24 protein-coding genes and 1 other RNA gene are annotated in these 22,625 nt (G+C 69.2%); 15 read left to right on the top strand and 10 right to left on the bottom strand.

Going from position 1 to position 22,625, the window contains the following annotated elements; genetic code table 11:
* Positions 1–58 precede the first annotated feature (58 nt).
* Complete coding sequence (locus AAG895_RS15610; RefSeq protein ID WP_345792904.1) at positions 59–856, top strand: symmetrical bis(5'-nucleosyl)-tetraphosphatase; 798 nt, start codon at positions 59–61, stop codon at positions 854–856.
* Positions 857–911: 55 nt separating this feature from the next.
* Here the strand turns inward: AAG895_RS15610 and AAG895_RS15605 are convergent, their stop codons facing one another.
* Entirely contained in the window at positions 912–1,775 is an 864-nt protein-coding gene (locus AAG895_RS15605) for a lysophospholipid acyltransferase family protein (RefSeq protein ID WP_345792903.1), read from the bottom strand.
* Positions 1,776–1,807: 32 nt separating this feature from the next.
* A complete protein-coding gene (locus AAG895_RS15600) occupies positions 1,808–2,575 on the bottom strand; it encodes a GNAT family N-acyltransferase (RefSeq protein ID WP_345792902.1) in 768 nt (255 codons plus the stop codon).
* A 108-nt stretch (positions 2,576–2,683) separates the two neighbouring features.
* Between AAG895_RS15600 and AAG895_RS15595 the strand changes: the two genes are divergently transcribed.
* Genes AAG895_RS15595 through AAG895_RS15585 form a run of 3 tightly spaced genes read left to right on the top strand, consistent with a single transcriptional unit; the run spans position 2,684 to position 4,587 of the window.
* Positions 2,684–3,124: an HIT family protein gene (locus AAG895_RS15595; RefSeq protein ID WP_345792901.1), complete on the top strand. Its 441-nt coding sequence runs from the start codon at positions 2,684–2,686 to the stop codon at positions 3,122–3,124.
* 60 nt (positions 3,125–3,184) lie between these two features.
* Positions 3,185–4,120: a carbohydrate kinase family protein gene (locus AAG895_RS15590; protein ID WP_345792900.1), complete on the top strand. Its 936-nt coding sequence runs from the start codon at positions 3,185–3,187 to the stop codon at positions 4,118–4,120.
* Between the two features lie 11 nt (positions 4,121–4,131).
* Entirely contained in the window at positions 4,132–4,587 is a 456-nt protein-coding gene (locus AAG895_RS15585) for a glycine zipper 2TM domain-containing protein (protein ID WP_345795311.1), read from the top strand.
* A 51-nt stretch (positions 4,588–4,638) separates the two neighbouring features.
* On the opposite strand, the gene AAG895_RS15580 is transcribed toward AAG895_RS15585, so the two are convergent.
* The 5 genes from AAG895_RS15580 to AAG895_RS15560 all read right to left on the bottom strand — a co-directional run bounded on the left by AAG895_RS15580 (position 4,639) and on the right by AAG895_RS15560 (position 9,831).
* Positions 4,639–5,952: a DUF3426 domain-containing protein gene (locus AAG895_RS15580; RefSeq protein ID WP_345792899.1), complete on the bottom strand. Its 1,314-nt coding sequence runs from the start codon at positions 5,950–5,952 to the stop codon at positions 4,639–4,641.
* The gene (gene prmA / locus AAG895_RS15575; RefSeq protein WP_345792898.1) at positions 5,949–6,851 is read right to left on the bottom strand and encodes a 50S ribosomal protein L11 methyltransferase; all 903 of its coding nucleotides are present in this window, start codon (positions 6,849–6,851) and stop codon (positions 5,949–5,951) included. The genes AAG895_RS15580 and prmA overlap by 4 nt, the downstream gene beginning before the upstream one ends.
* Before the next feature lie 7 nt (positions 6,852–6,858).
* Positions 6,859–8,217, bottom strand: coding sequence for an acetyl-CoA carboxylase biotin carboxylase subunit (gene accC / locus AAG895_RS15570; protein ID WP_345792897.1), 1,359 nt, complete (start codon positions 8,215–8,217; stop codon positions 6,859–6,861).
* An 8-nt stretch (positions 8,218–8,225) separates the two neighbouring features.
* A complete protein-coding gene (gene accB, locus AAG895_RS15565; protein WP_345792896.1) occupies positions 8,226–8,678 on the bottom strand; it encodes an acetyl-CoA carboxylase biotin carboxyl carrier protein in 453 nt (150 codons plus the stop codon).
* 541 nt (positions 8,679–9,219) lie between these two features.
* The gene (locus AAG895_RS15560; RefSeq protein WP_345792895.1) at positions 9,220–9,831 is read right to left on the bottom strand and encodes a hypothetical protein; all 612 of its coding nucleotides are present in this window, start codon (positions 9,829–9,831) and stop codon (positions 9,220–9,222) included.
* Positions 9,832–9,913: 82 nt separating this feature from the next.
* On the opposite strand from AAG895_RS15560, the gene mpl reads away from it, so the two are divergent.
* Positions 9,914–11,263 (top strand): UDP-N-acetylmuramate:L-alanyl-gamma-D-glutamyl-meso-diaminopimelate ligase, encoded by a 1,350-nt coding sequence (gene mpl / locus AAG895_RS15555; RefSeq protein WP_345792894.1) that lies wholly within the window; start codon positions 9,914–9,916, stop codon positions 11,261–11,263.
* A gap of 36 nt (positions 11,264–11,299) precedes the next feature.
* Here mpl and AAG895_RS15550 read toward each other — a convergent pair whose 3' ends face one another.
* Genes AAG895_RS15550 through AAG895_RS15540 form a run of 3 tightly spaced genes read right to left on the bottom strand, consistent with a single transcriptional unit; the run spans position 11,300 to position 13,094 of the window.
* Positions 11,300–11,980 (bottom strand): BON domain-containing protein, encoded by a 681-nt coding sequence (locus AAG895_RS15550; RefSeq protein WP_345792893.1) that lies wholly within the window; start codon positions 11,978–11,980, stop codon positions 11,300–11,302.
* Positions 11,980–12,573 carry an SIS domain-containing protein gene (locus AAG895_RS15545; protein ID WP_345792892.1) on the bottom strand — a complete coding sequence of 198 codons (594 nt, stop codon included), beginning with the start codon at positions 12,571–12,573 and terminating at the stop codon, positions 11,980–11,982. The genes AAG895_RS15550 and AAG895_RS15545 overlap by 1 nt, the downstream gene beginning before the upstream one ends.
* A 44-nt stretch (positions 12,574–12,617) precedes the next feature.
* Positions 12,618–13,094 carry a YraN family protein gene (locus tag AAG895_RS15540; RefSeq protein WP_345792891.1) on the bottom strand — a complete coding sequence of 159 codons (477 nt, stop codon included), beginning with the start codon at positions 13,092–13,094 and terminating at the stop codon, positions 12,618–12,620.
* A 49-nt stretch (positions 13,095–13,143) separates the two neighbouring features.
* Between AAG895_RS15540 and rsmI the strand changes: the two genes are divergently transcribed.
* The 10 genes from rsmI (at position 13,144) to murF (ending at position 22,625) form a co-directional block, all read left to right on the top strand.
* The gene (gene rsmI / locus AAG895_RS15535; RefSeq protein WP_345795310.1) at positions 13,144–13,968 is read left to right on the top strand and encodes a 16S rRNA (cytidine(1402)-2'-O)-methyltransferase; all 825 of its coding nucleotides are present in this window, start codon (positions 13,144–13,146) and stop codon (positions 13,966–13,968) included.
* An 83-nt stretch (positions 13,969–14,051) separates the two neighbouring features.
* The gene (gene pyrC / locus AAG895_RS15530) at positions 14,052–15,101 is read left to right on the top strand and encodes a dihydroorotase (protein WP_345792890.1); all 1,050 of its coding nucleotides are present in this window, start codon (positions 14,052–14,054) and stop codon (positions 15,099–15,101) included.
* Positions 15,098–15,529, top strand: coding sequence for a hypothetical protein (locus tag AAG895_RS15525; RefSeq protein ID WP_345792889.1), 432 nt, complete (start codon positions 15,098–15,100; stop codon positions 15,527–15,529). The genes pyrC and AAG895_RS15525 overlap by 4 nt, the downstream gene beginning before the upstream one ends.
* A 40-nt stretch (positions 15,530–15,569) precedes the next feature.
* Positions 15,570–15,953, top strand: an RNA gene (rnpB, locus tag AAG895_RS15520) — RNase P RNA component class A.
* A gap of 359 nt (positions 15,954–16,312) precedes the next feature.
* A complete protein-coding gene (mraZ, locus tag AAG895_RS15515) occupies positions 16,313–16,756 on the top strand; it encodes a division/cell wall cluster transcriptional repressor MraZ (RefSeq protein WP_345792888.1) in 444 nt (147 codons plus the stop codon).
* Positions 16,753–17,691, top strand: coding sequence for a 16S rRNA (cytosine(1402)-N(4))-methyltransferase RsmH (gene rsmH / locus AAG895_RS15510; protein ID WP_345792887.1), 939 nt, complete (start codon positions 16,753–16,755; stop codon positions 17,689–17,691). The genes mraZ and rsmH overlap by 4 nt, the downstream gene beginning before the upstream one ends.
* Entirely contained in the window at positions 17,688–17,954 is a 267-nt protein-coding gene (gene ftsL, locus AAG895_RS15505) for a cell division protein FtsL (protein WP_345792886.1), read from the top strand. Before rsmH ends, ftsL begins: the two co-directional genes overlap by 4 nt.
* Positions 17,951–19,714 carry a penicillin-binding protein 2 gene (locus AAG895_RS15500; protein WP_345792885.1) on the top strand — a complete coding sequence of 588 codons (1,764 nt, stop codon included), beginning with the start codon at positions 17,951–17,953 and terminating at the stop codon, positions 19,712–19,714. The genes ftsL and AAG895_RS15500 overlap by 4 nt, the downstream gene beginning before the upstream one ends.
* Positions 19,711–21,216, top strand: a complete 1,506-nt coding sequence (locus AAG895_RS15495; RefSeq protein ID WP_345792884.1) for a UDP-N-acetylmuramoyl-L-alanyl-D-glutamate--2,6-diaminopimelate ligase — start codon at positions 19,711–19,713, stop codon at positions 21,214–21,216. Before AAG895_RS15500 ends, AAG895_RS15495 begins: the two co-directional genes overlap by 4 nt.
* A complete protein-coding gene (gene murF / locus AAG895_RS15490) occupies positions 21,213–22,625 on the top strand; it encodes a UDP-N-acetylmuramoyl-tripeptide--D-alanyl-D-alanine ligase (protein ID WP_345792883.1) in 1,413 nt (470 codons plus the stop codon). Before AAG895_RS15495 ends, murF begins: the two co-directional genes overlap by 4 nt.

Raw genomic sequence — 22,625 nt, 5'->3', positions numbered from 1 at the left:
CGCTCTCACCGCAAACGCTCGAGGCGGGCCGGCTCGTCGCCGGCGACTACAGGAAGCGATGGCTACATACGCAATCGGAGACATTCAGGGCTGCTACGCGGCGCTCGACCGGATGCTCGACAGGCTCGCCTTCGATCCCGCGCGAGACCGGCTATGGATCGTTGGCGATCTCGTCAATCGTGGGCCGGAGTCGCTGCGCGTGCTGCGCTTCCTGCGTGACCTCGGCGATGTGGCCCGCATCGTGCTCGGCAACCATGATCTGTACCTGCTGATGGTGGCTGCGGGACTCAAGCGCAGAGACAGCGACGACACCCTTTACCAGGTGCTCGAGGCGCCCGACCGCGACGAGCTGCTCGACTGGCTGTCCTGCCTGCCGCTGCTGGAAGTGCATGGCGAGCACGTGCTCGTGCATGCAGGTCTGTTGCCGGGGTGGACGGTGACGCGTGCGCAGGCGCTCGCGGGCGAGGTCAGCACCGCCCTGCGCGGCACGCGGGCGCGCAGTTTCCTCCTGCACCTGGCAGGCAACCAGCCGGAGCGCTGGTCGGACGGGCTCAAGGGCTGGGACCGCCTGCGGGTCATCGTCAACGCGCTCACCCGCCTGCGGTTCTGCAGCGCCGACGGGCGCATGGACTTGCGCGCCAAGGGTGCGCCGCACAAGGCGCCGCCCGGGATGATGCCGTGGTTCCGCGTGCCCGACCGCTTCAGCCGCACGCACACCGTCGTGTGCGGCCACTGGTCGGCGCTGGGGTTCTATCGTGAGCCGGGCCTGATCGCGCTGGATTCGGGCTGCGTATGGGGGGGCAAGCTCACCGCGCTGCGCATCGAGGACGATGCCGTGTTCCAGGTACAGGGCTGAGCGGGCGTTCGCAGCACGAAGGCGAGGCGTTCCGGCCGGGGCCGGCTGGTGTCGCTCAGTGGGCGCGAGACGACGCGTCACCCGGAAGCGCTGGCGCAGCGTCCGCCACTCCGATCACCCGGGCGATCTGCGCACGCGTGCGGCTGGCGAGGCTGCGGCGGTCGCCGCCGTCGGCGGTCGCGATCGGGGCGGCCACGGTGACGCGTGCCACCGTGCGGCGTGCAGCGAGGATGTTCGCCACGCACTGGCCGAGGCTGAGCTCACCATCGTAGGCCGGCGCCCGCGTGAAGTGGCCGGCGGGCGTCAGATACTGCAGGGCGAGCGGCTGCACCGGATGCGCGCAGGCGATCGCCGGTTGAATCAGCGCGGCATGGAAGTGCAGCAGGCGGCTACCGTCGGTCGTGGTGCCCTCCGGGAAGATCGCGACGTTGCAGCCTGCGTCGAGCAGCGCGGCCGTCTCCGCGTTGATGATGCGGGCGTGGCCGCGGCTGCCGCGGCGCAGGAAGATGGTGTCGTTCTTCGCCGCGAGCCAGCCGATCAACGGCCACGCGCGCACCTCGGCCTTCGACACGAAGGCCGCCGGCGCGAGCGCGTTGATGACGAAGATGTCCACCCAGGAGATGTGGTTGGCGACCAGCATGCAGCCGGGGGCGACCGCCTCGCCACGCGTGTCCAGCTCGATACCGAGCACCTTCAGCAGCGCGCGCGACCAGCGCCGGCGCAGGGCCTGGTGGGTGGGGCGGCGGGTGAAGGGGTAGACCAGCGCGATCGTCAGCGCGCCCAGCACGAGGTGGAGGACGAGCCGCAGACAGCGCCACCCGCGAAGCAGGGCCGGGGCGGGGCGGTCGAGCGTGCAGGCCGGCGCTTCGACGGCGTGGCCGGCGTCGCGACGTGCCGCTGCGGCAGGCGTGTCTGACATGGGCTGCGGGCGCGGGGTGCGGGCGTCTTGGTTCAGTCCTGGCGTCCCATGAAATGGCGGGCGTAGCGTGCATCCACCTTGTTGATCGGCATCAGGATGGGCAGGTCCGCGGTGTTGAAATCGGGATCCCAGGCGGGTGCGCCGCAGATCCAGGCGCCGGCGCGCAGGTAGCCCTTGATGAGCGGCGGTGCCTCGGCGTCGAGGTCGCCGCGCAGGCTGGCCAGCGGCAGGGGGTAGCGCGGGAACACGTGGTATTCCAGCGGCGCGAGGTGTCGTTCGCGCAGGCGATTATACAGGCTGGCCGCGGTGTGCCCGCCGTCGGCCATGCTGATGGAGGCGCAGCCGATCAGGTAGTCGTGGCCGTTCTCCTGCATGTAGCGCGCCAGGCCCGACCACAGCAGCGCGATCACCGCTCCGCTGCGGTAGTCGGGGTCGATGCAGGAGCGTCCGATCTCGACCAGCCGGCTGCGCAGGTGCTGCAGACGGGTGAGGTCGAACTCGTTCTCGGAGTAGTAGCCTCCGACCCGGCGCGCAGCCGTGGGTGACAGGATGCGGTAGGTGCCGACGATGCGGCCGGCCGCTTCGTCGCGCACGATCAGGTGAGAGCAGAACGGGTCGTAGATGTCGCGATCGACGCCCGGCGTGCGCGTGGGCAGGCGGGCACCCATCTCCTCGGCGAAGACGCGGTAGCGAAGCTTCTGAGCTTCGAGGATCTCGGTCTCGCAGGTGGCGAGGCCGACGTGGAGTGCGCGTGATGCGTGCGCGCGGCCGTCCTGGCGGGGCTGGAGGTGCTGGAGCATGGCGTTCTTCCGTCCTGTTCGGGTGGCGCCATTCTCGAAAGCCCGCGTTGCGACGCGGTGACGTGCTGGTTACGATGCGATGACGATCCAGCCCGGGAGCCCTCGCGGATGAGCACGCCCACCCAAGCCGACAACTGTGTCTTCTGCCGCATCGTGAGCGGCGAGCTGCCCGCCTCGCGCGTCCATGAGGACGAGCACACGCTGGTGATCATGGACATCCAGTCGGTGAACCCCGGCCACATGCTCGTGCTCGTCAAGCCGCATCGCGCCAATGTCTATGCGCTCGACGACGAACTCGCCGGGGCGGCGTTCCGTACCGCGGCGCGCATGGCACGCGCGGCCAAGGCGGCCTTCGGCTGCGAAGGGGTGACGCTCTTCCAGGCCAACGAGAAGGCCGGGGCGCAGACCGTCTTCCACTTCCACATCCATGTGCTGCCGCGCTGGGAAGGCGATGGCATGGAGCTGGCCTGGCCGGTGAAGAACCCGCCGCGCGCGGCGCTGGAGGACATGGCGGTCAAGCTGCGCGCGGCGCTGCAGTCGGCGGCCTGAGGCCGCCTGAGGCGCCGCGTATAATCGGCGCTCAGCCAACAGCCCGCCTGCGTGCCGCCCATGTCCATCCTCGTCTGCGGATCGGTCGCCTACGACTCGATCATGGTCTTCAACGACCGCTTCAAGAACCACATCCTCCCCGAGCAGATCCACATCCTCAACGTCTCCTTCCTGGTGCCCGACATGCGCCGGGAGTTCGGCGGCTGCGCGGGCAACATCGCCTACAGTCTCAAGCTGCTCGGCAGCGATCCAGTGATCGTCGCCACCGTGGGCGAGGACGCGGGCCCCTATCGCGCGCGCCTGCGGGCACTCGGGCTGCGCGAGGATTTCGTGCGCGAGGTGGCGGGCACCTACACCGCCCAGGCCTTCATCACCACCGACCTCGACGACAACCAGATCACCGCCTTCCACCCGGGGGCGATGTTCCACTCTCACCTCAATGACGTGCGCAGCGCGAAGGGTGCCGAACTGGGCATCGTGTCGCCGGATGGCGCCGACGGCATGCTGCGCCACGCCGATGGTTTTTCCGCGGCGGGCGTGCCTTTCGTGTTCGATCCGGGCCAGGCCCTGCCGATCCTCGGTAGCGAAGCGTTACTGAAATGTCTGCAACAGGCGCGTTACTGTACGGTCAATGACTACGAGGCACGCCTGATGTGCGACAAGACCGGGCGCAGCGAGGAGGCGCTCGCGCGCGAGGTCGAAGCCCTGGTCGTGACGCTCGGTGCCGAGGGATCGCGCGTGCATTGGCGGGGTGAGGTGTTCACGGTGCCGGCGGTGAAGGCAGATGCGATCGTGGATCCGACCGGTTGCGGGGACGCGTATCGGTCAGGGCTGCTGCACGGTTTGGCGAACGGCTGGGACATGCGCCGGAGCGCGCGTCTGGCGGCCGTGATGGGCGCGATCAAGATCGCGCATCGCGGCGGGCAGAATCATCAACCGACGCGGGCGGACGTTGGACGCCGTTACCGCGAGGCTTTCGGGGAGGAACTCTGGTGAATCGGACGACGATGAAATTGCGCGCGATGGCTGCCGCGGCGGTTGCGGTGCTGGTGTTGGGCGGGTGCGCACAGGGTCTGGGAGGCGGGACGTATTCCCGCACCGAGGCGCGGCGTGCGATGACCGTGCAGTTCGGCACGATCGAGTCGGTGCGCGGTGTGCTGCTCGAGGGCACCAAGACGCCGATCGGCTCGGTGGCGGGTGCTGCCGTGGGCGGCATCGCCGGCAGCACGATCGGCGGCGGGCGTGGCCAGGCGGTGGCGACCGTGATCGGCGCGGTGGCGGGCGGCCTGGCAGGCGCCGCGGTCGAGGAGGGCGCGACCCGCACTCAGGGGGTGGAGCTCACCGTGCGCCTGGACAACGGCCAGTTCCTCGCGGTGGTGCAGGCCGACGAAGGCGAGGGCTTCCGGGCCGGAGATCGCGTGAGGGTGCTGCGCGACGGCGGTACGACGCGCGTCTCGCGCTGAACGGTCGAGGTGCCCGCTCGGCATGCAGGGCCCGCTGGGTCCTGCATGCGTTCACGGGTAGAAGGCGTAGATGCGATAGCCGGTCGGCGCCTGCCCTTCGACCTGGAAGGGCAGGCGGACCTCGATCGCCGTGCGTGCGGGAAAGGCTTCGCCGGTCTCGCCGGCGGGCAGCCAGTCGGCGGGTGGCAGCACCCGGCGCGACATCGGATTGTCGCCCGCGTCGGTGAGGGTGAGCTCGAGTTGCGGCCACTGCTGCGGGTACTCGGCGCGGTTGTTGAGCGTGGTGTGCAGCAGGTAGTGACCGGGGCGGCCCGGCTCGGCCTGGAGGTCCGAAGCCTCGATCGAGATTCGTTCGGCATCCTGAGGATAGGGCACCGTGCAGCCGGCCTGCATGCAGGCTTCGGTGAGAAGAGGGCGCAGGCCGGGGAGCTCGCGTGCGATCTCCATACGGTAAAGGTAGAGGGTCTGTGCGCCGAGCAGGGTGGTCAGCACGACGACGAGCAGGCTGCCGAGTGCGCCGAGTGCCGGATGCACGCGCTTCGGCGGGCGGCCGTAGGTGGCGTCGAGGCGAGCGAGGTCGGGCTCGGGGCCGGCGGTCTCGGCTGTGGCCGGATCGGGTGCCGGCGCGGTCTCATCTAGGCTCCCGACACTGGCGGGTACGGTGGGTGTCGAGGCCGGCTCCAGCGCGGCATCGGGGCGCGGCGGCTCGGTCCTGGCCGCGAGCGGCTCAGCCGACGGTGGCGGACGGCGTCCGCTGCGCAGCACGCCGGGAAACGCGCGTGCGGGCGAGGCATCGGTGTCTTCGGCCAGTGTTTCGCCATGACCGGACAGTGGCGCTGCGAACGTTGCGGGCGCGTACGTGGCCGGTCTGGCTGCGGGCCCGATTCCAGCGCCTGTGGCGTCGGCCTCGCGAGGAGCGGGGGGCGGTGCCGGTTCGGCCTGGGCCGCGGCGCCGTCAGCGGCATCGGTATCGGCGCTCGATTCGAGTTCGGGTATGCCGAACTCGAGCATCGCCGCGGTCGATGAGCGCATTGGGCCCGTAGCCGGCCTGTCCTCCAGGATGAGGAAATCCGTCGTGGTGGCGGCGGGCGGTGGCGCGGTCGGCGGCGCGGCGAACTCCGGGGCGCCGGACTGCTTGAAGCTGTCGGCAGGAGCGGCGGGGGGCGTGCCGCGGGCGCGCTGCGACAGCGCATCCGGAGGGGGCGGTGGGGCCGGCGGCATCCCGTCAGGTAACTCGAGTGCATGCTCGAGCGCATTGAAGGGGTGGAAGCAGTGGCCGCAGCGCACCTCGCCCCGCCGCGCGTGCAGTTGCTCCGGGCGTAGCCGGAACACCGTCTGGCAGGCGGGGCAGCGGGTGAGCATCATGGCCCGGGGCGACGGCCTTCCAGGCGGATCCAGCCGTCGAGCGTGGCGCCGACCTGCAGTGCGATGAGCGGCGCCCACGCCTCGATCACCTGCCCGGCCTGGGTTTCCAGTACGCCGGACAGTGCCACCCGGCCGCCGGGCGCCACGCGCGCCGCGATCGCGGGCGCCAGCACGCAGAGCGGGTTGGTGAGGATGTTGGCGACCACGATGTCGAAGGTGTCGCCGAGCGGCACCGCCGAGTGTTGCAGGCGCAGCGTCGCTTCGTTGCGCGCGGCATTGTCGCGTGCGGCTTCGACCGCCTTCTCGTCGATGTCGATGCCGAGCACGTCGCCGGCTCCGAGCTTTGCGGCGGCGATGCCGAGGATGCCCGAGCCGCAGCCATAGTCGAGCACGCTGCAGCCGGGCTGCACGGCGTCGCACAGCCACTCCAGGCACAGCCGCGTGGTCGGGTGCGAGCCGGTGCCGAATGCCATGCCGGGGTCGAGCTCGATGTTGATCGCTTGCGGGTTCGGTGCCTCGTGCCAGGACGGCACGATCCACAGCCGGTCGGTGATGCGGATCGGGTCGAACTGGCTCTGGGTGAGCTGCACCCAGTTCTGTTCGGCGATCTGCTCAGTGGTGAACGGCGGCACGGCCGGGAGTCCGGCGGTCCGACTGGCGTCGGCGAGCGCGGCTTCGAGCGCTTGCCGATCGGTGTCGCCGTCGAACAGCGCGATCACCCGGCTGTGGTCCCAGAGACCGGTGGGCAGGTGGCCGGGTTCGCCGAACTGGGGCTTCTCGGCCTCGGTGCCGGCGTCGGCGTCCTCGATCGAGACTGACAGCGCACCCGCCTCCATCAACGCGTCGGACAGCGCCTCGGCCTTTTCGGCGTCGGCCTGAAGGGTCACCGAGATCCACATGGCGCGCTCAGTCGTGGACTTCGTTGCGATCCGCGAGCTTGTGCTCGAGGTAGTGGATGCTGGTGCCGCCTTCGTTGAAGCGCGGATCGAGCATCAGCGTCTGGTGCAGCGGGATGTTGGTCTTGATGCCCTCGACCATCATCTCGGACAGCGCGATGCGCATGCGCCGGATCGCCTGGTCACGCGTGTCGCCGTAGGTGATCAGCTTGCCGATCATCGAGTCGTAGTGCGGCGGCACGGTGTAGCCGTTGTAGACGTGCGAGTCCACGCGCACGCCGGGGCCGCCCGGTGTGTGCCAGTTGGTGATGCGTCCCGGCGAGGGGGTGAACTTGAACGGGTCCTCGGCGTTGACCCGGCATTCGATCGCGTGGCCGCGGAACGCGATGTCGCGCTGGCGGAACCACAGTTTCTCGCCGGCGGCGATGCGGATCTGCGCCTGCACGATGTCGATGCCGGTGATGAGCTCCGTCACCGGGTGTTCGACCTGAACCCGCGTGTTCATCTCGATGAAGTAGAACTCGCCGTTCTCGTAGAGGAACTCGAAAGTGCCCGCGCCGCGGTAGCCGATCTTGCGGCAGGCCTCGGCGCAGCGCTCGCCGACCTTGGCAATGAGCTTGCGGTCGATGCCGGGGGCGGGCGCCTCCTCGATCACCTTCTGGTGGCGGCGCTGCATCGAGCAGTCGCGCTCGCCCAGATAGACGGCGTTGCCGTGCTGATCGGCCAGCACCTGGATCTCGACGTGGCGCGGGTTCTCGAGGAACTTCTCCATGTACACCACGGGGTTGCCGAAAGCGGCCTGCGCCTCGGCCCGGGTGGTGGTCACGGCGTTGAGCAGCGCCGCCTCGGTGTGCACCACGCGCATGCCGCGCCCGCCGCCACCGCCGGCGGCCTTGATGATCACCGGGTAGCCGACGGCGCGTGCGATCTTGACGATTTCCTTCGGGTCCTCGGGCAAGGCGCCGTCCGAGCCGGGCACGCAGGGCACGCCCGCCGCCTTCATCGCGTCCTTGGCCGAGACCTTGTCGCCCATCAGGCGGATGGTGTCGGGGCGGGGGCCGATGAAGACGAAACCGGACTGCTCGACGCGTTCGCCGAAGTCAGCGTTCTCGGACAGGAAGCCGTAGCCGGGGTGGATGGCCTCGGCGTCGGTCACCTCGGCCGCGGAGATGATCGCCGGGACGTTGAGGTAGCTCTGCGCGGAGGGCGGCGGGCCGATGCAGACCGATTCGTCCGCCAGGCGCACGTACTTGGCCTCGGTGTCGGCGGTCGAGTGCACGGCAACGGTCTTGATGCCGAGCTCCCTGCAGGCCCGCAGGATGCGCAGGGCGATCTCCCCGCGGTTCGCGATCAGGATCTTTTCGAACATGGGCGCGCTCAGTCGATGACGAAGAGGGGTTGGCCGTATTCCACCGGCTCGCCGTTCTCGACCAGGATCGCCTTGATGACGCCGCCGGCGTCGGCCTCGATCTCGTTCATCAGCTTCATCGCCTCGATGATGCACAGGCGGTCGCCCTCTGCGACACTCTGGCCGAGCTCCACCAGCGGCTTCGCGCCCGGCGCGCTCGCGCGGTAAAAGGTGCCGACCATCGGCGACTTGACGACGTGACCGTCGGGCAGGCCGCTGCCCTCGGCGGCGGCGGGGGCAGCCGCTGCGGCAGGCGTCGGTGCGGCGGTGGGCGCCGAGGGGATCTGCGCGTAGTAGGTGGCGGGTGCAGCGGCCGCGTGCTTGGCGATGCGGACCTTCTCCTCGCCTTCGGTGACCTCCAGTTCGGAGATGCCCGATTCCTGGACGAGGTCGATGAGTTTCTTCAGCTTGCGCAGATCCATGTTTTTCTCCAGACGTGATCGCGTCACCGAATGCGGTGGCGATCGTGGGTGATCAGAATGCGTGGGACGTATCGCCTTGCGTGGAGGCGACGGCTGACGTGCGGGGGCGGACGGTCGAGCTCGGCGCGGGGCGAGCAGAGGCGCGCCGGCGCTGAGCGGTTCGACAGCGAGCGCAACGGTCGTGGTCAACCACCGCGCTTGTGCAAAGCGTGAGGTCATCGCCGGTGGCGAAAGCGTGCCTTAAATGCCTTCCACGCGTGCGTCGGTGCGCCGCGGGTCGGGTTTGAAACAGGCGTGTTGAACGCTTCATGGCGGCGAGTTTGCCGCAAATCGCTGCATCTTGTCCACATCGGGCGCGAGCGGCGGCAGGCGGATCCGGCGTCCACGAGGGCTGCGTTTCGCGGATTCTGCGCCCGAGTCGGGTGCGCCGCAAGCATCGCCCATCCGTGCCGTGCGTCCGCGTGCGGCATCCTCGGCACGATTCCGTGGGGCGCTCCGCCGTCCGGCGAGGGTGCCCGCACGGAGGCGGTCGTCCGTGCGCTCAGCGCGGTCCTTCGGTGGGTGCGTCCGGTGCGGCGAGCAGGGCCTCGACCTGGGCCAGGCGCGCGCGCTCCTGGCCGCGGCGCACGTTTCGCTCGGCTGCCGATGGATACACCGAGAGCTTCACCGGCACGTCTTCCCAGTCGAAGCTGAGAATGGCTTCGGGCGTGTAGGGGGCCGGTCGGCGCGGTTCGCGATGCTCGTACGGGAAATTCTGGTTGAGGAAGAAGATCTCGATGTCCTTGGTGCTCTCCGGGAAGACCTCGATCTCGAGCTCGGAGTAGCGCCCGGCCGTGCCGTCGAGCGCTCCGCCGGTCAGGTAGGGGCGGAAGTCTTCGAGCAGGCGCATCACCTGTACCGCCGCACTGCGCATCTCGCGCAAGCGCTCGGGCTGTTCCTCGTCCTGGTAGAGCGCCTGCCAGGCGCGCAGCTCGGCCTCGATCTCGGTGTTGTTGGGCAACGCGTCGGCGTCGGTGGCGCCGAGCTGGCGGGCCGCCTTGCGCTTGGCGAATCCGAAATCGCTGATGCCGTCCTCGGCCATCATGCGCGCGGCGAGGGCGGCGATCTCGCGTCGCAGGCTGGTGCTGCGGGGAACGTGGGCGTGTGAGGGCATGATGAGGCTCGGGTAGAATGCCGGGCCATTCTACACGGGCCGGTTTCACGCAGATGAAGGCCCTCCGGAGCTTCTGAACCTCATGCACATCCACATCCTCGGCATCTGCGGCACCTTCATGGGCGGCGTCGCGCTGCTGGCGCGCGCGGCGGGTCACCGCGTCACCGGATGCGACGCCAATGTCTATCCGCCGATGAGCACCCAGCTCGAGGAGCAGGGCATCGGCCTCATCGAGGGTTATGACGCCGGCCAGGTGGATCTCGCGCCCGACCTGTTCGTCGTCGGCAACGCGGTGTCGCGCGGCAATCCGCTGCTGGAGGCCGTCCTCGACCGCGGCCTGCCCTACGTGTCCGGTCCGCAGTGGCTGGCCGAGCATGTGCTCGCCGGGCGCTGGGTGCTTGCGGTCGCCGGCACTCATGGCAAGACGACGACGACCTCGCTGCTGGCCTGGATGCTGGAGGATGCCGGCCTCAACCCGGGTTTTCTCGTCGGCGGCGTGCCGGAGAATTTCGGTCTGTCGGCGCGTCTCACCGAGTCACCGTTCTTCGTGATCGAGGCCGACGAATACGACACCGCATTCTGCGACAAGCGCTCGAAGTTCGTGCATTACCGGCCGCGTACCGCGATCCTCAACAATCTGGAGTTCGACCACGCCGACATCTTTGCCGACCTCGCGTCGATCGAGACCCAGTTCCACCATCTCGTGCGGACCATTCCCGCGACCGGACGCATCCTCGCCAATGCCCGCGAGGACAGTCTGAAGCGGGTGATCGCGCGTGGTTGCTGGTCCGAGCTCGAATGGTTCAACGACGATGCGAAGTGGACCGTGACGACGGGTGCGTCGGAGGCGGAAGCGGTGTTCAGCCTCGGCGGTGTCGAGCTCGGGCGGGCGGAGATGCCGCTCGCCGGCAGTCACAACCGCGAGAACGCTCTGGCTGCGATCGCGGCGGCGCGCCACGTCGGTGTCGCGCCGGCGCAGGCGATTGCCAGCCTGGCGCGGTTCCGCGGCATCAAGCGCAGGCTCGAGCTGCGCGGGACGGTCAATGGCGTGCGCGTGTATGACGATTTCGCCCATCATCCGACCGCGATCGCGCTCACCGTCGGCGGACTGCGTCGGCGCGAGCCGCAGGGACGCATCCTGGCCGTGCTCGAGCCGCGCTCGAACACGATGAAGCTCGGGGTCATGAAGGCGCAGCTTCCGGGCAGTCTCGTCGAGGCCGACGCCGTCTTCTGCTACGTGGGGGGGCTGGGCTGGGATGCCGCGCAGGCACTGGCGCCCCTGGGCGCGCGTGCGCGCTGCCACGACGCACTCGACGCGCTCGTGGCTGACGTGGCCGCCTTTGCACGTCCCGGCGACCACGTGCTGGTGATGAGCAACGGCGGCTTCGGTGGCGTGCACCAGAAGCTGCTCGACGCCCTCGCCACCGGCTGAGGGCGGTGGTTTTTCGCCCGCCGCCCTGCCTCCGCCTTATTGCTGGCGACGCGCGCCGGTCGGGTTGTCCAGCCTGCGCGCCTCTTCGTCGCTGATGTATTCGAATACCCGCACCACCTTGCGCACGCCCTGGCTGGTGCGTGCCACCTCGGCTGCGGCATCAGCCTCCGCACGGGTCACGATCCCGAGCAGGAACACCACATTGGCCTCCGTGACCACCTTGACGTTGTGCGCGGAGAAGCGCTGGGCATCGACGAAGCGCGCCTTCACGTTCGAGGTGATCAGCGCGTCGTTGCCGCGCGCCGTGAGCGAGGAGTTGGGGCCGACCACGACCTCGTTGATGACGCCACGCACGTGTTCGACGCCGGCCACGATGCGATCGAGTTCGGTGCGCACGGAGTCGCTGGGCGCCTCGCCGGTGAGCAGCACGTTGCGGTTGTAGGAGGTCACGTTGACGTGGGCGCTGTTCCCGAAACGCTCACGGATGCGGCTCGAGACCTTCCACTCGATGCCTTCGTCCTCGACGTAGGTGCCGCTGGTGCGCCGGTCCGAGACCATCGCTGCGCCTGCGCTGACACCGGTGGCGACCACCGGGAAGCAGCCCTGCAGCATGGGCAGCAGCGCCGCGGCGCCGAGTCCGAGGAGCAGCATGCGGCGGGGCTGGCGCGGGCGTTCGGCGGCATTCGCGGGGAGCTGGTGGGGGTGAGGCGTATTCATCAGTCTTCCACTCCGAGTAACAGACAGTCGATACCGTCGCACAGGCAATGCAGGATGAGCAAGTGCAACTCCTGGATGCGGGCGGTGCGCTCGGCGGGTGCGCAGAGGAGGATGTCGCCCGGTCCGAGGGCCTCGCCGGTGCGGCCGCCATGCGCCCCGGTAAGTGCGATCACGCGCATGTCGCGCTCATGTGCGGCGCGGATGGCGCCGAGCACGCGTGCCGAGTCCGGGTTTGCGGACAGGGTGAGGAGGATGTCGCCCGGATGGCCGAAGGCGGCGATCTGCCGGGCGAACAGGGCTTGCGGATCGAGCTCGGCGGCGACCGGGGCCAGCGTCGAGGTGTCGGCGCTGAGCGCCATCGCGGCGAGCGCAGGGCGCTCGAGTTCGAACCCGTTGACGAGTTGTGCCGCGAAGCGGCGCGCATCGCCGGCCGACCCGCTGCCGCTGCATACCAGAACCTTGCCGCTGTCGAGCAGGCTCGCGGTGATGAGCTCGACCGCGCCGGCGATCGGCGCCGCGAGCAGCTCGAGCGCCTCGAGCGTGCCGCGCATGTTGTCTTCGAACTGGTGTGAAATGCGGTCGATGAGGTTCATGCGGCGTGGATCATGTGCTGGGCCGGCGAGTCTAGCACGCAGCTTCAGCCCGCATCGAAGGCGCCCGGGAGCCAGGTGAGGCGGTTGGCGTCGAGGGCGTCGAGGAGCACGGCGTCGAATCGGCAGGCGGCGCCCCTGAACCGCCGCCCGGCGCCATTGAGCCACCATTGCGCCGCGAGTTGCACGCGCCGGCGCTTCGCCGCGGTGATGCTCTCGGCCGCGCCGCCGAAGCGCGCGCTGCTGCGCAGACGCACCTCGACGAAGACGAGGTGGCTGCGATCGAGGCAGATCAGGTCGACCTCGCCGCCGCGGCAGCGCACGTTGCGCTCGATCACGCGCAGGCCATGCGCTTCGAGATGCGCGGCAGCCAGGGCCTCGGCCGCCGCGCCGCGCGCTTGCGCCGGCGTGCGGCGAGCGCCGATACTGTCCGCCTCAACGCCCGGGGTCGGGTCGCAGCCGTCGCGCGCGGATGGTGCGCGCCGTCTGCCGCGGCTCCGTGCCGGAAAATCGAAATCATCCATGTCTGCCACTGCCTCCCTTCCCGAACGGTCTCTTTCAAGTACGGCGTCATTGTATGTGGTGGCGACGCCGCTCGGTAATCTGCATGACATCACGCTGCGTGCGCTCGCCGTGCTGGGCGCGGTCGACGTGGTGGCTGCGGAGGACACCCGTCACAGCCAGCGCCTGCTCGATGCCTTCGGGCTGAGACCGCGCATGGCTGCGGTCCATCAGCACAATGAACAGGCCGCGGCTGCGCAGCTGATCGCTCATCTCGAGGCAGGGCGTCACGTTGCGCTGATCACAGATGCCGGCACGCCGGCGGTCTCGGATCCGGGCGCGCGGCTGGTTGCGCGCGTGCGCGCGGCGGGATTCCCGGTGGTGCCGCTGCCTGGTCCGTGCGCGGCAGTCGCGGCGCTGTCGGTGGCGGGCTTTGCCGAGGGCGGGTTTCGCTTCGTCGGTTTTCTGCCCGCCCGTGCTGCCGCGCGGCTGGAGGTGCTGTCGGGGCTGGGCGACGAGCGTGAGGCCATGGTGTTCTACGAGGCGCCCCACCGCGTCGTCGAATGCGTCGCCGACCTTGCGAAGGTGTTCGGTGCGGCAAGGGAGATCCTGATCGCGCGCGAGATGACCAAGCTCCACGAGCAGATCGTGCGCATGCCGCTGGGGGAGGCTGCGGACTGGTTCGCAGGCGACGTGAACCGCGTGCGCGGCGAATTCGTGCTCGTGGTGGCGGGGGCGCCGGCAGGCGAAGGGCTGGACGCAGAGGCGGTGCGCGTGCTCGATCTGCTGCTCGGCGAACTGCCTGTGAAGTCCGCTGCGCGGCTGGCTGCCGAGATCACCGGCGCTCCGCGCAAGGCGCTGTACGCGCTTGCCCTCGAGCGCCGGCGCGAGGATTGAGCGGTGGCGTGACGGATGCACGGCGAACGCGGGCCGCGGATGGGAGAAGCACCTATAATCGGCGGCTCAAGAGAGGATGTTCCATGCAATCGATAACCCTTGTCCGCCCCGACGACTGGCACCTGCACGTGCGCGACGATGCCGCGCTCGAGGCGGTCGTGCCGCATACCGCGGCCCGCTTCGGGCGCGCGCTGATCATGCCCAACCTCAAGCCGCCGGTAACCACGACCGCGCAGGCCCTGGCCTATCGCGACCGCATCCTGGCTGCGGCGAGAGGGACCGGCTTCCAGCCGCTGATGAGCCTGTACCTTACCGACAACCTGCCGGCGGACGAGATCGATCGGGCCTTGGAGAGCGGTCACATCGTCGCCTGCAAGTTGTATCCGGCGGGCGCCACCACCAACTCCGACGCCGGCGTCACCGCGATCGAGAAGGTTTATCCGGTCCTCGAGCGCATGGAGAAGCTCGGGATGGTGCTCTGCGTCCACGGCGAGGCCACCGGGCATGACGTCGACGTGTTCGATCGCGAGCGCGTGTTCATCGAACGCACCCTGTCGCCGCTGGTGCGGCGTTTTCCGGGGCTGAAGGTCGTGTTCGAGCACATCACGACGGCCGACGCGGCGCAGTTCGTGCGCGCCGCGGGGGCCAACGTCGGTGCGACCGTCACCGCGCACCACTTGCTGCTCAATCGCAACGCGATCTTTGCCGGCGGCATCCGTCCGCATCATTATTGCCTGCCGGTGCTCAAGCGCGAGACCCACCGCGAGGCGCTGGTGGCGGCGGTGACCTCGGGCAATCCGCGCTTCTTCCTCGGCACCGATTCGGCGCCCCATGCGCAGAGTGCCAAGGAGAACGCCTGCGGCTGCGCTGGCTGCTACACCGCGCATGCGGGCATCGAGCTCTACGCCGAGGTGTTCGAGGCGGCGGGTGCGCTCGATCGCCTCGAGGCGTTCGCCAGCCTCAATGGTCCGGCCTTCTACGGTCTCGCGCCCAACGCCGATACGATCACGCTGCAGCGCGAATCGTGGTCGGTGCCGGCCAGCTATCCCTACCTGGCCGACGATCCCCTGGTGCCCCTGCGTGCTGGTGAGCAGGTGGGCTGGAAGCTCGCCGTGCGTGGAGCCCAGCCATGAAACCGGGGGCGCGCATGCTGCGCATGCTGGCGGCAGCCGGCCTGGTAGGCGTGCTGGCGGGCTGCGAGAACAGCGCGACCCCGTTCATGATCGAAGGCAGCCAGCACGCACTCATTCTGGTGCGCGAGCAGAAGTTCTTCTGGGAAGATGAGCTCCGGCAGGCGGTGGTCGTTTCGCGCCTGCCTGCGTGCCAGAAACGCGTCCGCATCCACCCCGGCTCCACCGAGCTCGTCGAGATGCGCGTCTATGCCGCCGGCGACGGCCTGTGGGCGCTTCATCAGGGCAATCGCTGGTACCTCGCCGGTACCGAGACCTGTCAGTTGCAGGACTGGGACAACCCTTCGGGCCAGCCCCCCGGCGCCCTCGTCGGCAGTTTCGTGCTCAAGGACGGCGCGCCCGCCTTCGTGCCGGTGCCGGCGGCGAACTGAATCGGACGGGCGGTCCCGGCGGGCGTATAATCCGTGGCGGGAAGTTCGCCAGGCAGTCGCTGCGCACCTCGTCGTGCGTGGAGGAAAGTCCGGGCCCCGCAGAGCAGGATGCCGGCTAACGGCCGGGCGCCGTGAGGCGACGGAAAGTGCAACAGAGAGCAGACCGCCGATGGCCCGTGCAGACGGGATCAGGTAAGGGTGAAACGGTGAGGTAAGAGCTCACCGCAGGACTGGTGACAGGACTGGCACGGCAAACCCCATCCGGGGCAAGGCCAAATAGGGGAGCATCGGCGTGGCTCGCGTCGCTCCCGGGTAGGCTGCTAGAGCTTCACGGCAACGTGTCGCCCAGAGGAATGACTGCCCGATGTCGCCGGCTCGCGCCGGTGGCATTCGACAGAACCCGGCTTATCGGCGGACTTCCCCACCATCCTCTCGTTTTTCGCGCCCAACGGCGTGTCCGCGTGCCCCGCATCGTCCGTGTGGCACCAGGGAAGCGGCCGTTCGCGCGCTTGTCCGGCCTTTGTCGGACGTTTTCCCCCACGCTCTCCCACTTTGGACTCAGATCGCGCCGTGTTCGCGCGGTGCGTGAGCCAGTCCCGCATTCTCCTTGATTTTTCAGGCTTTCTTGCGCTGATTCGAGTGTGACATAAGTCATTGTGTCACAACGGGAATCCGCGCTCGTCGCCTTGACCGGGGATAGCCTTTCCACTAAAGTGGGTTCAAGTGGAAAAAAGTGGGGGAAAGTGTCATTCCGGCGCTTTTCCGATGCCGTCAGGGGGGACGATGTTCCAGGGAGCCACCGCGCTCAATCTCGATGCCAAGGGTCGTCTCGCGATCCCTGCGCGGCATCGTGACGCCCTGGCCATCGACAACGGTCAGTTGGTGCTGACTGCCCATCCGCACGGCTGCTGTCTCGTTTATCCCGTTCCGGCCTGGATTCCGATTCGCGATCAAGTGCTTGCGAAACCGAGCCTCGATCCGCAGTCGGCGATGCTCAAGCGTCTGCTCGTCGGCTTCGCGCAGGACGAGGCGCTCGACGCCGCCGGCCGCGTGCTGGTGGCGTCGTCCTTGCGCAAGTTCGCCGGGCTCGACAAGCAGGTCTGGCTGGTCGGGCAGGGAACGCATTTCGAACTGTGGTCCGACGAACGCTGGGAGAAGCAGCAGGAGGCAATGCTCAACCTGGTCAATACCGGGTTGCCGCCCGGGTTCGAGAGCCTGGCCCTGTGAGCGCGGCGCAGCCACACGTCAGCGTCCTGCTCGCCGAGGCAGTCGACGCGCTCGCGATCCGTGCCGACGGCGTCTATGTCGACGGCACCTTCGGGCGCGGCGGCCATAGCCGGGCAATCCTCGAGCGCCTCGGGCCGGCCGGCAAGTTGATTGCGTTCGACCGCGATCCGGCGGCGATCGCATCGGGGCAGGGGATCGGCGACGCCCGGCTGACGCTGGTGCATTCGGCGTTCAGTGCGCTCGACGAGGCGCTCGGGCAGCTCGGTGTGGATGTAGTGGATGGCGTACTGCTGGATTTGGGGGTGTCGTCACCCCAGCTCGACGATGCCGCGCGTGGCATGAGCTTTCGCTTCGATGCGCCGCTCGACATGCGCATGGATACCAGCCGCGGGCAGACCGCGGCGGATTGGCTGGCGGACGCGACCGTCGGTCAGATCACGGAGGTCATCAGGGATTATGGAGAGGAACGGTTTGCTCATGCGATTGCAAAGGCGATTGCAGCTGCTCGGGCAGGGGGGGCTGTCGCAACCACTGGACAACTTGCCGCGCTCGTGGAAAAGGCGGTCCGCACACGCGAGCCGGGGCAGCACCCGGCGACACGTACCTTCCAGGCTCTTCGGATTTTCATCAATCAGGAGCTCGAGGAGCTGACGCGCGTGTTGCCCGACTGCGTGAGCCGCCTGCGACCGGGCGGGCGCCTGGCGGTGATCAGCTTTCATTCGCTCGAGGATCGCATCGTGAAGCGCTTCATGCGTGATGCGTCGCGTCCGCCGGTGTTGCCGCGCCGCCTGCCCGTGCGGGCGGCGGACCTCCCCGCACCGCGTTTGCGCCTGGTCGGCAAGGCCGTGCGTCCGGGCGAGGTCGAGGTGGCTGCCAATCCGCGTGCCCGCAGTGCGGTGATGCGGGTGGCCGAGCGCACGGAGGCGCCGGCATGATCCGCGCCGATGCGGTGCTTGTGGCGCTCGTCGTCGCCAGCGCGCTCGGCGTGGTGGCGGCGCAGCATCAGTCGCGTCGACTGTACGCCGCATACGAGCGGGAGCAGTCGCGCGCGCAGGCGCTCGAGGTGGAGTGGGGTCGGCTCCAGCTCGAGCAGAGTACCTGGGCCACTCATGGCCGGGTCGAGAAGCTGGCGCGCGAGAAGTTGGGCATGCGCCAGCCCCCTCAGGGCCAGGTGCTCGTGGTGGAGCCGCAATCATGAAGAAACAGCGTACCGTCACGTTCAATCACAACCCCTTGCTCAAGCGTGAGCTGCCCGCGTGGCGTTCGCGCGTGGTCATGCTCGCGCTCATGGGCTGCTCGCTCGCGCTCACCGGGCGTGCGCTGTATCTGCAGGGCGTGAACGACGATTTCCTCCAGGCCAAGGGTGAGTCGCGCTACGCCCGTACCCTCGAGGTGCCGGCCACCCGGGGGCGCATCACCGACCGCCATGGCGACATCCTCGCGGTGAGCACGCCCGTGCGATCGGTGTGGGCGATTCCACCGGATGCCCAGCTCGAGCCCGCGCAGGCGCGGGAGCTCGCCCGTCTGCTCGAGATGGATGTCAAGGAGCTCAACAACCGGCTCGCGACCGGGCGCGACTTCGCCTACCTCAAGCGGCAGGTGCCGCCCGAGATTGCCCAGGAGGTCGCCGCCCTGCGCCTGCCCGGGATCCATCAGCAGCAGGAGTACCGTCGCTACTATCCCGGCGGCGAGGTGATGGCCCACATCCTCGGTTTCACCGATGTCGAGGACAAGGGCCAGGAGGGTATCGAGCTCGCCTTCGACAAGCGTCTCTCGGGCCGGCCCGGCGTGCGTCGCGTGATCAAGGACCGGCGTGGCCAGATCGTCGAGGACGTCGAGGCCATCCGCCCGCCGCGCGACGGCGAGGACGTCGCGCTGTCGATCGACGGCAAGATTCAATACCTGGCGTGGTCCGCCTTGCGTGACGCGATGCATCAGCACAAGGCGCAGGCCGGCGCGGTGGTCGTGCTCGACGCGCGCAGCGGCGAGATCCTCGCCCTCGCCAACGCGCCCACCTTCAACCCCAACAACCGCTCCAACCTCAGCGGTGCACAACTGCGCAACCGGGTGTTCACCGACGCCTTCGAGCCGGGGTCGGTCATGAAGCCCTTCATCGCCGCGCTTGCGCTCGAGCGCGGCAAGGTACGTGTGGATACCCCGATCGACACTGGCAACGGCCGCATGACGATCGGCACGGCGACGATCTCGGACACCAAGCGTCACGGCATGATGACCATGGCCGAGGTGGTGCAGAAGTCGTCGAACATCGGCACCGTCAAGATGGCGCAGCAGTTCAGTCCCGACGAGATGTGGCATCTGTTCGATCAGCTCGGCTTCGGTACGCAGCTCAATCTGGGCTTCCCGGGCGAGACCTCCGGTCGCCTGCGTCCTGCGAAGAGCTGGCGTCCGATCGAGCAGGCGACCATGTCCTACGGCCATGGCATCTCCACCAGCCTGATCCAGATGGCCCGTGCCTACATGGTGTTCGCACGCGATGGCGAGCTCGTCCCCCTTTCGCTCACCCGCGTCGACGGCGTGCCGTCCTCGGGCCGCCGGGTGTTCTCCGCCGAGACCGCGCGCCAGATGCGCACCGTGCTGGCGATGGCGGCGGGTCCCGGCGGCACGGCACCGCGCGCCCAGGTGCCGGGTTATACCGTGGCGGGCAAGACCGGGACCGCGCACAAGCTCGAGGCTGGTCGCTATGCACGCAAGTACGTGTCGTCCTTCGTCGGCTTTGCGCCCGCGACCAATCCGCGCATCGTGGTCGCGGTGATGATCGACGAGCCGTCCGCAGGCCAGTATTTCGGCGGCACGGTGGCGGCGCCGGTGTTCTCGCGCATCACCGAGGGATCGCTGCGCGCGCTCGGCGTCGCGCCCGACGTGCCGCTCACGCCGCTGCAGCTCGCCCGCCGCACCGCCGACGAGGCTGCTGCCGCCACCAGTCGGGAGAACATGTGAGCGCAGCACAGGCCTTGTCGCTCCTCGAGCACCTGCGCTCGCAGGGCGCCGTCGCGCACGACATCACCGCCGATTCGCGCAAGGTGGGGCCCGGCTGTGTCTTTGCCGCCTGGCCCGGCCAGCGCACCGACGGTCGGCGCTACCTCGGCGATGCGGTCGCGCGCGGCGCGGCGGCCGTGCTCTGGGAGGACGGCGACGGCTTCGCTCCCGAGCCCCCGGCGATACCGGGCTGTGGCGTCACCGGACTGCGTGAGCTCGCCGGCCATCTGGCGCACGAGATCCATGGGCGGCCCTCGGAGTCCCTCTGGCTCGCCGGCGTGACGGGTACCAACGGCAAGACCACGGTCACCCAGATGCTGGCGCGCGCGTTCGGCGAAAGCGGCGAGCGCTGCGGCATCGTCGGTACGCTCGGCTGCGGCTTCCCGGATGCGCTCGAGGAGGGTGTCAACACCACGCCCGATGCGCTCGAGCTTCATCGCTGGCTTGCACGGTTCCGGGCAGCGGGCGCAAGCGCTGCGGCCATGGAGGTTTCATCCATCGGTCTCGACCAGGGCAGGGTGAACGGCGCGCAGTTCGACGTCGCCGTGTTCACCAACCTCAGTCGCGACCACCTCGACTACCACGGAACCATGGAGGCCTACGGCGGGGCGAAGGCGCGCCTGTTCGCCCGGCCCGAGCTACGCACCAGCGTCATCAACATCGACGACCCCTTCGGCCTGATGCTGGCCCGCCGTCTGGTCGGAGAGGGGCGCGAGGTGATCGCGTGCACGCTGCACGGCGCGAATGTGGACGCCGTCCCCGGTGCCCGCGTGCTGCACGCCGATCGCCTGCAGGCGGCGCCCGCCGGGCTGCGTTTCGCACTGAGCTGGCAAGGTGGCGAGGCGGACGTCAACGTGCGCATGGTGGCACCGTTCAACGTGTCCAATCTCGTCGCGGTGGCAGGCGCGCTGCTCGCCCGCGGTGCCGACTTCGACAGCCTGGCTTCCGTGCTCTCGCGCCTGGTCCCTCCGCTCGGACGCATGCAGCTCGTCGGTGGCGTGTGCGAGCCGCTCGTCGTCATCGACTACGCGCATTCGCCCGATGCGCTCGCGAAGGTGCTCGAAGCCCTGCGCGCCACCGTGCGCACGCGCGGCGGCCGTCTGGTGTGCGTGTTCGGCTGCGGGGGCGATCGCGACCCGGGCAAGCGCCCGATGATGGGCGAGATTGCACGTGGGCTCGCCGATCGCGTCGTGATCACCAGCGACAATCCGCGCTCCGAGGATCCGTCGCGCATCATCGCCGCGATCGCGGCTGGCGCCGGGCCCGCAGCCGAGCAGGTGATCGACCGCGCGCAGGCGATCGAGCGCGCAGTCCGCGAGGCGGGGGCGGACGATGTCGTACTGATCGCCGGCAAGGGGCACGAGCCCTACCAGGAGATTCTCGGCCAGCGGCTGCCGTTCTCCGATCTGGAGCAGGCGCGCGTGGCGCTGCGTGGCTGGCAGTCGGGGAGGAAAGGACAATGATGACGCTGCACGACGCGGCGCGCGCGCTTGTCGCGCATGGTGCGCAGTTCACGGCGCTGGCGCGGTTTGAGAGCGTGGGCACGGACAGCCGCGCCATCGCTCCCGGCCAGCTCTTCGTCGCCCTGCGCGGCGAGCGCTTCGACGGCCACGACTTCGTGGCTGCAGCGGCCCGCGCCGGCGCCGCTGCAGCGATGGTCGACTCGGCCTGGGCAGTCGGTCAGGGCGATGCAGGCCTGCCGCTGCTGGTCGTGGACGACACCCGTCTCGCCCTGGGGACGCTCGCGGCGGCCTGGCGCGCGCGCTTCGCGATGCCGGTTATCGGCGTCACCGGCAGCAACGGCAAGACCACCGTCAAGGAAATGTGTGCGGCCGTGCTGCGGGCGCAGTCGCGCCGCGAGGGCTTCGGCGAGGAGTCCGTGCTCGCGACCCGCGGCAATCTCAACAACGACATCGGCGTGCCGCTCACCCTGCTCGAGCTGCGCGACTTCCACCGCGCGGCGGTGATCGAGATGGGCATGAACCGCCCGGATGAGATCGCCTACCTGAGCGGGCTCGCGCAGCCCACCGTAGCCCTGGTGAACAACGCCCAGCGCGCGCACCTGCAGGGCTTGGGCACGGTCGAGGACGTCGCGCGCGAGAAAGGCGCGATCTATGGCGGCCTTGGGGCGGCGGGCATTGCGCTGATCAATGCGGACGATCCCCATGCGGCCTACTGGCATGAGCTCAACTCCGGGCGTCCGATTGTGACATTCGGTATCGATCGCGCAGCCGATGTCCATGGCCGGTGTACCCTGCGCGGCCTCGGCTCGCGGCTCGAACTCGACACCCCCCAGGGGGCGATCGCGTTCGCCCTGCAGGTGCCGGGTCTGCACAATGCGCGCAACGCGGTGGCGGCGGCGGCGGCCTGCCTCGCGGCAGGGGTGACGCCGGAGGCGGTGACCGAGGGGCTGGGCGAGTTTGCCGGTACGCGGGGTCGGTTGCAGCGACGCGCGGGACCGAACGGCGCCTTGATCCTCGACGATTCCTACAACGCCAATCCTGATTCGGTGCGCGCCGGCATCGACGTGCTCGCGTCCATGCCCGGCCACACCTGGCTGGTGCTGGGCGACATGGGCGAGGTCGGCGAGATCAGCGCCCAGGTGCACGACGAGGTCGGCGGCTACGCCAAGAGCAAGGGGGTCGACGGCCTCTTCGCCCTCGGTGAGATGACTGCCGTGGCGGTGCGCAATTTCGGCGAGGGCGGGCACCATTTCGCGTCTCCCGAGGCGCTGGTGAAAGTGCTTGCGCCGCGCCTGGATGCGGATTCGGTGGTGCTGGTGAAAGGCTCGCGTTTCATGCGTATGGAAAGGGTGGCGGACGCGCTTGCGGCAATGCACAATTCCGCCCCTTCGAACGGAACCGGCTCCTGA

This window comes from Thauera sp. JM12B12, assembly GCF_039614725.1.
GTDB lineage: Bacteria > Pseudomonadota > Gammaproteobacteria > Burkholderiales > Rhodocyclaceae > Thauera.
Note: the sequence above shows the minus strand (reverse complement) of the source record. Positions and strands in the feature narration are given on the sequence as shown.

Excerpts from the sequence above, each read along its gene's own strand:
- AAG895_RS15610 (WP_345792904.1), top strand. The coding sequence starts at position 59 with ATGGCTACATACGCAATCGGAGACATTCAGGGCTGCTACGCGGCGCTC.
- AAG895_RS15605 (WP_345792903.1), bottom strand. The coding sequence starts at position 1,775 with ATGTCAGACACGCCTGCCGCAGCGGCACGTCGCGACGCCGGCCACGCC.
- AAG895_RS15600 (WP_345792902.1), bottom strand. The coding sequence starts at position 2,575 with ATGCTCCAGCACCTCCAGCCCCGCCAGGACGGCCGCGCGCACGCATCA.
- AAG895_RS15595 (WP_345792901.1), top strand. The coding sequence starts at position 2,684 with ATGAGCACGCCCACCCAAGCCGACAACTGTGTCTTCTGCCGCATCGTG.
- AAG895_RS15590 (WP_345792900.1), top strand. The coding sequence starts at position 3,185 with ATGTCCATCCTCGTCTGCGGATCGGTCGCCTACGACTCGATCATGGTC.
- AAG895_RS15585 (WP_345795311.1), top strand. The coding sequence starts at position 4,132 with ATGAAATTGCGCGCGATGGCTGCCGCGGCGGTTGCGGTGCTGGTGTTG.
- AAG895_RS15580 (WP_345792899.1), bottom strand. The coding sequence starts at position 5,952 with ATGATGCTCACCCGCTGCCCCGCCTGCCAGACGGTGTTCCGGCTACGC.
- prmA (WP_345792898.1), bottom strand. The coding sequence starts at position 6,851 with ATGTGGATCTCGGTGACCCTTCAGGCCGACGCCGAAAAGGCCGAGGCG.
- accC (WP_345792897.1), bottom strand. The coding sequence starts at position 8,217 with ATGTTCGAAAAGATCCTGATCGCGAACCGCGGGGAGATCGCCCTGCGC.
- accB (WP_345792896.1), bottom strand. The coding sequence starts at position 8,678 with ATGGATCTGCGCAAGCTGAAGAAACTCATCGACCTCGTCCAGGAATCG.
- AAG895_RS15560 (WP_345792895.1), bottom strand. The coding sequence starts at position 9,831 with ATGCCCTCACACGCCCACGTTCCCCGCAGCACCAGCCTGCGACGCGAG.
- mpl (WP_345792894.1), top strand. The coding sequence starts at position 9,914 with ATGCACATCCACATCCTCGGCATCTGCGGCACCTTCATGGGCGGCGTC.
- AAG895_RS15550 (WP_345792893.1), bottom strand. The coding sequence starts at position 11,980 with ATGAATACGCCTCACCCCCACCAGCTCCCCGCGAATGCCGCCGAACGC.
- AAG895_RS15545 (WP_345792892.1), bottom strand. The coding sequence starts at position 12,573 with ATGAACCTCATCGACCGCATTTCACACCAGTTCGAAGACAACATGCGC.
- AAG895_RS15540 (WP_345792891.1), bottom strand. The coding sequence starts at position 13,094 with ATGGATGATTTCGATTTTCCGGCACGGAGCCGCGGCAGACGGCGCGCA.
- pyrC (WP_345792890.1), top strand. The coding sequence starts at position 14,052 with ATGCAATCGATAACCCTTGTCCGCCCCGACGACTGGCACCTGCACGTG.
- AAG895_RS15525 (WP_345792889.1), top strand. The coding sequence starts at position 15,098 with ATGAAACCGGGGGCGCGCATGCTGCGCATGCTGGCGGCAGCCGGCCTG.
- mraZ (WP_345792888.1), top strand. The coding sequence starts at position 16,313 with ATGTTCCAGGGAGCCACCGCGCTCAATCTCGATGCCAAGGGTCGTCTC.
- ftsL (WP_345792886.1), top strand. The coding sequence starts at position 17,688 with ATGATCCGCGCCGATGCGGTGCTTGTGGCGCTCGTCGTCGCCAGCGCG.
- AAG895_RS15500 (WP_345792885.1), top strand. The coding sequence starts at position 17,951 with ATGAAGAAACAGCGTACCGTCACGTTCAATCACAACCCCTTGCTCAAG.
- murF (WP_345792883.1), top strand. The coding sequence starts at position 21,213 with ATGATGACGCTGCACGACGCGGCGCGCGCGCTTGTCGCGCATGGTGCG.